At 55.6% G+C, this 5,887-nt stretch carries 6 protein-coding genes; all 6 read left to right on the forward strand.

Annotation, left to right across the window (positions count from 1 at the left end):
- Nucleotides 1-229 (forward strand): YtcA family lipoprotein (locus tag ABSG47_RS20500; RefSeq protein WP_424172312.1); only part of this gene is annotated, 229 nt, incomplete at its 5' end.
- A complete protein-coding gene (gene mdtN / locus ABSG47_RS20505) occupies nt 229-1,248 on the forward strand; it encodes a multidrug transporter subunit MdtN (protein ID WP_424172315.1) in 1,020 nt (339 codons plus the stop codon). The genes ABSG47_RS20500 and mdtN, both read left to right, overlap by 1 nt.
- Complete coding sequence (locus tag ABSG47_RS20510; protein WP_424172318.1) at nt 1,229-2,683, forward strand: hypothetical protein; 1,455 nt, start codon at nt 1,229-1,231, stop codon at nt 2,681-2,683. The genes mdtN and ABSG47_RS20510 overlap by 20 nt, the downstream gene beginning before the upstream one ends.
- Nucleotides 2,684-2,717: 34 nt before the next feature.
- A complete protein-coding gene (locus tag ABSG47_RS20515; RefSeq protein WP_424172321.1) occupies nt 2,718-3,104 on the forward strand; it encodes a hypothetical protein in 387 nt (128 codons plus the stop codon).
- Nucleotides 3,097-4,602 carry a TolC family protein gene (locus ABSG47_RS20520; protein ID WP_424172324.1) on the forward strand — a complete coding sequence of 502 codons (1,506 nt, stop codon included), beginning with the start codon at nt 3,097-3,099 and terminating at the stop codon, nt 4,600-4,602. The genes ABSG47_RS20515 and ABSG47_RS20520 overlap by 8 nt, the downstream gene beginning before the upstream one ends.
- 79 nt (nt 4,603-4,681) lie before the next feature.
- A complete protein-coding gene (locus ABSG47_RS20525) occupies nt 4,682-5,788 on the forward strand; it encodes a patatin-like phospholipase family protein (RefSeq protein WP_424172327.1) in 1,107 nt (368 codons plus the stop codon).
- Nucleotides 5,789-5,887 lie beyond the last annotated feature (99 nt).

Here is a 5,887-nt window from a genome sequence, read left to right on the forward strand (position 1 = left end):
ATCATTGTCGTTGGCCGGCTGTGGTGGAGCGCCCTCGGTCACGGTAGCCGGCGCCTACTTTCCAGCGTGGCTTCTCTGCGGCCTCATAGCAGTCTTTGTCGCGGTGATTGTACGAGTCCTGATGGTAGTTACAGGGCTTTCGAACCACGTTCCCTACCAGCTAGCGGTCTGTTCATCGATCGGCGTGATAGTTGCTCTCGTTGTGTGGCAGCTCTGGATGGTTCATTGATGACGGAGGCCCGTGGAATTCGTAAACGCAATCCTTTAGGCGTAGCCATGGCTTGCATCCTTGTTATTCTGGCCGCGTTCTTCTTTATCCGAACGTCATTGAGCGTGAAGCCTGGTACCGATGATGCAACGATCGATGGGGAAGTAGTGCACGTCGCTCCGCTGGTCGGTGGGCGAATCATTAAATTAGCGGTCCACGAAAATCAATTCGTACACAAAGGCGATCTGCTGTTCCGGATCGATCCGGTTCCATATCAAATCAACGTAGCGGCAGCCGAAGCCAACCTCGATGTTGCGCGCGCAACCGTGGGTTCTAAAAAGCGGTTTGTCGCGACAGAACAGATTAGCCGGGCGAAAGAAAATCTATCACTCTCGCAGAGGACACAAGAACGTCTCGGACCGCTGGCGGCCAAAGGATATATTCCCCAGCAACAGTTCGATCAGGCAAAAGTCGCAACTCAAGACGCGACTACCTCACTTGTGCAAACGGAAAAACAACAACGCGCCGCCGAAAGCGCGGTGGATACGGATGACGCTGTAGTTGCGAGCGTGCGAGCAGCAGCTGCAGCGCTTGCCAATGCACGCCGTGCCTTGTCGGACACGGAGGTACGAGCACCACATGACGGACGCATCGTCGGATTGACTGTATCCACAGGGGAAGTGGTTGTCCCATCGCAAGCCCTCTTCACTCTCATTAATAGTGAAGAGTGGTTTGCTTCGGCCAACTTTCGAGAGACCGATCTCAATCGAATCCAGCCTGGAACCTGTGCGACCGTCTACTCGATGATCGATCGTGGCGTGCCGATGAAAGGTGTTGTTGAGAGTATCGGATACGGTGTGCTTGACGCAGACAAGATTGACCTGCCCAGAGGGGCTCCATACGTACAGCCTTCACTCAACTGGGTCAGGGTGGCACAGCGGTTCCCGGTACGCATTCGCCTGGAGAACCCGCCCGAACGTCTGGTTCGGCTTGGCGCCAGCGCCATTGTGGAGGTTGCACATGGCCGCGCGTGCCGATAACGGTATCCGATGGGCATCGGTCTGGCCGCTCATCGCGGAGCCCTCACCGGGCCGGTTAGCATTCGCCGCGCGCATCGCGTTGACTTGCACGCTTGTGGCTATTTTGGCGGAGACCTACACAACTCCTGAGATCGCGCTCACTGTCTATCTCGTGTTTTTTCTGAATAAGCCAGACCGCATGTCCAGCATGGTACTGACCATCGCGATAATGGTGCTCATAACACTTATCGTGGGACTTCTACTGCTTCTTGCGGAACCCGTCTGGGCAAGTCCAGCCGTGCGCGTGTTTGCGATGGCATCGATCTCGTTCGTCATGCTGTTCTTCGCTTCCGCGAGCAAACTGAAGCCGTTGGCTTCCACCATAGCGCTCGTTCTTGCGTATGCGCTGGATGTATTAGGCTCGGTTCCGGTCGGAGAATTAGGGACGAGAGGCTTGCTCTATGCGTGGCTCGCTGTTGGAATTCCTGCGCTCGTATCGGCCGTCGTAAACCTGCTCATTGCGCCGTCTCCGCGCAGCCTTGCACAGAAAGAACTTGCGGAGCGGCTACGTGCTGCAGCGGAACTGCTGATTGAGGTTGGCGGTGCTGCGAATGGCGCACGTCTCGTGGTGGACGATGCTGAGACGCAGGCTCATCTCAAGCTAGCCAGTCTCGAAAAGACAAGCAGCGATGAAGATATTGCTGCCTTGAAGGGCGCCTCCGATTGCGTCGTCCTCGTGCTCTCGGCGATACAACTTATGCTTGATGAGCCGCAAGCGATGCCCCCTGAAAATATCAAGCAGACGATTGAGGCCAGACTGCTGGAGGTAGCCTCTATCTTCGCGGCCGGGGGCTATGCGGCCAAGGTTGATCCGGTAGAGGTCGATGACGATTGCACGGACCTCGCCATTTCAGCAGTAGCCTTTCTCAACGTTGGGCTCACACAGTTTGGCGAGTTGAGACCGCCGCAGAGTTCGGAGAAGCCAAAAGAGAGTGCAGGTTTCTTCTCGCCCGATGCGTTCACAAATCCCGCGCATATACAGTTTGCGTTCAAGGTCACAGCCGCTGCCATGCTGTGCTACCTCTTCTATTCGATCCTTAGTTGGCCCGGCATTCATACGGCGCTGATCACGTGTTTTATCGTCTCGCTCGGAACAGCCGCGGAAAGCGTCGAGAAGTTGGGTGGTCCCTTGGGTGACCAGCATAGAAGGTCTGGCGGTGATTGTTTTCGCGGGAGCGTTTCTCGGAGCGTGGATTGCGGCCGGCGGCAAACATATCTCCTATGCTGGATTTCAGATTGCGTTTGCCTATTTGCTTTGTGTCGTCCAAGGCCCATCGCCTTCGTTCAACATGGTGGTCGCCCGCGACCGCGTGATCGGCATTCTTCTGGGAAATGTCGTTTCGTATTTCGTGACAACACGGATTTGGCCGGTCAGCGTTGGTCCGCGCATCGATGATGCTCTTCACAAAGCCAAACACAATCTGGAGAGCATGGTCGAAGTAGTCGATAGTTGGCCGCGGTGGCGTCTGGCCGCCGAGACACAGTTGCTATTGAACGAGATCGCGAGCGATATTTGCCTGGCTGCCTACGAACCGACGTCGATTCGGCCCGGAGGGACGCGCCTTGTCGCGCAACGGTATGCGGTAGAAACGGCTCGAAGGTTGGAACCAGCGCTCCTCGGCATTGCAGAGTTAGCACCTGAAGAGGAAAAAAGCGGCTTTCGCGGTCTCCTGAACTGGCAGGCTGCGTCAGAGTCCGAACCTAACGACCTCACCGAAACTAAATCGCGGGTGACATTAGAAAACCTGGTGCGCGTTCGAATCGGTGCATTCCAGCAGGCTTTGTCTCACCTCAAACTGGCGGAACACGATGAATAAAATACTCTTCGTCCTGGTCGCACTATTGCTTCCGCTCACTGTGTCTCCCATCCATTCGCAGAGTATGGAGCAAGGCTTATCATCGCCCAAGTCTGATGTAAGACCACTGAGCCTTCCCGATGCGCCATTCCCACAGGGAGATTTCGTACTGCCTCCGAATCCAGATGCTGGACGTATCCGTGTGCCTCGCACTGCGCTCTCCAAGGATCATGAATACGATCTGGTTGAGTTGATCGATATTGCCGAACGAGAAGACCCAGAGACCCGGGTAGCGTGGGAAAGAGCGCGTAATGTGGCTATTGGGGAGGGCATGGCCGCGAGCACCTACTTACCCGTTATTACTGCCAACGTGCTTGGAGGGTATCAGGGGGTGAACGGTCAGAACAGCAGTCTCGGGGCCACCGTTCATAACTCCGCAAATGTATTTGGCAGCGTGGAGGCTGTGTCGGTAGAGTGGCTTCTTTTCGACTTCGGCGGGAGGAAGAACATCGTCGGCGCGGCTAAGAAATTAACCAATGCGTCTAACATCGCTTTCACCGGTGCTCATCAGCAAGTCATCTATACCGTCTCAATTGCCTATTATGCGTACGCCGCGGCCATAGAACGCCATCAGACCGCAATAAAGGCTATGACAAATGCCAAGGCAATTGAGGCTGCCGCTGAAGCACGTTACAACCACGACCAGGGCACGGTCATTGAAGTGGCCCAGACTCGGAACTTAACAGCACAAGCGCAATTTTCTATGGTGAACGCGCAAGGTGCCAAACAGCAAGCGTATGCGGCACTGCTTGCGGCGATGGGGGTGTCTCCGCTCGAGACAATCCGGATTGCGCCTGTGACGCATCGTTCGCTCTCCACGGAGGATCTGGCGCCCGTCGATCAGATCGTTCGTGATGCGCTGGCCCGCCGTCCGGACGTGCTTGCAGGCTACAGCACACTGCAAGCAAGTCAGGCTTCCGTGAAAGTCGCTGAAGCTCAGAACCGTCCGAAGATATTCCTTTCGGGAACAGGGGCTTATGTGAGCGGTCAACTCGGGCTCACAGCAGTTCCTTCTTTCGGAGAGCAGTTACCGACGCTGAATATCACCGGCAACCAATGGAACGGAACAGTTCTGGTGGGAATGTCCATTCCTATCTTCGACGCTCACCGCCGTGCCAATGCAATTCGCCAGGCGAAGAATGATGAGGACAAAGCCGCGGCGACTCTCGATCAAGTGCGGCTGATCGCCATGCGGGAGATTGTGTCTGCACAAATTACGCTGCGGACCAGCCTCGCGGCAAACGATGCAGCACTGGCGTTAAAAGCTGCCGCGCAGACGTCCTATGATGCGACGTTGGATGCGTACAAGCAGGGAGTCGGCACGGTGACGGCATCTGTCGACGCCGAGACACATCTCTTTCAAGCAGAGCTTGCCGAGGATGACGCCTACACGTCCGCCTTATCCGCTGCGGCTACGATCGCTTTTGCGACAGGAACGCTCGGAGCGGCTCCCAGGTGATTGACTCCTCCGCCAGGCCTTGGCAAGTAGAGATGAGCTTTCTCAGAGTTCGGTTATTGGATAGGAGCCAGACGTGGCCATGAATGATATGCGTTCAATGAGCAAGATGTGCGAGTCCGCCCTGTACGTTGCACTATTTATCGTTGGTCTCTATATTCCAGTCGCGAACGCTCAGGCCACGCCTGGAGTCGATGACCATGACGCGCAGGAAACAACAGCACCAAACACTATATCGTCGGCTGGCCGGTCTCGAATTGGCCTCGCACTGGAAGGAGGAGGTGCTCTTGGTATTGCTCATGTCGGCGTGCTCATTTGGCTGCATGAGCACCGTATCCCAGTCGATGAGATTACGGGAACAAGCATGGGGGCACTGATTGGCTCCCTGGCCGCCTCGGGACACTCAGCCGAGGAGATTGAACACCTGACAACCGGCACGGGTTTAGACAGTCTCTTCACGTTGAAGCCCTCCATGAGCGACCTCAGCTTCAGGAGGCGAGCGGATCAAAACGAATTGCCCCAGGCGATTTCGATAGGTTTGCGCCACGGGACACCCTCAATGGGGAATGCGCTGATCGCCGACGGGGAATTGAATGCATTCCTTGCTCGACAACTGAGTGCCTACAATAGCGAGAATCTGGACTTTGACGCGTTGCCCATTCCGTTTCGATGTGTTGCGACAAACCTTACGACATTGCAGCCCGAGGTGTTTAGCTCCGGATCTCTTCCATTCGCGGTACGCGCCTCCATCTCGATTCCAGGAGTGTTCCCCCCTGTACGCAGGGGGCAAGATGTTTTTGTCGATGGCGCAATTATGGACAATTTGCCTACGGACTTCCTCCGTAGTGAGTTGCATGCTCAGGTTGTCATTTCGGTATATCTCGGTGATTCACCACTCTCAGAGCAGGATGCGACTTCTTTGGTGGGAATTTTCGCGCGCACACTGTCGGCCGGGACCAGCCGGAATGTCCAACTGAATCGTTCTCGCGCGGATATCGAGATCGCTCCCCAACTGGACAACTTCTCCGTAACGGACTACACCAAGGCGAAAGCTCTTATCAAAGCTGGATACGATGCCGCTGAAAAGCAGGAAAGCAAACTACTCCCGTTAGCAATATCGGAGTCCGATTGGCAGGTCTATGAAGCTGCACTAACCGCAAAGCTAAGGAACCTCTGCGTAGGGTCGTGATTTCCTGAGGGCATCGAGAGTTGAAGGTAGCTGAGTAGTTTGGGCTGGTTTGAGATCGGTTGTATTCGTTTCGAGGCCTGTTTTCCGGCCTCTGGACGC

Origin of the sequence: Occallatibacter sp., from assembly GCF_049510455.1 — a bacterium.
Lineage (GTDB): Bacteria > Acidobacteriota > Terriglobia > Terriglobales > Acidobacteriaceae > Telmatobacter.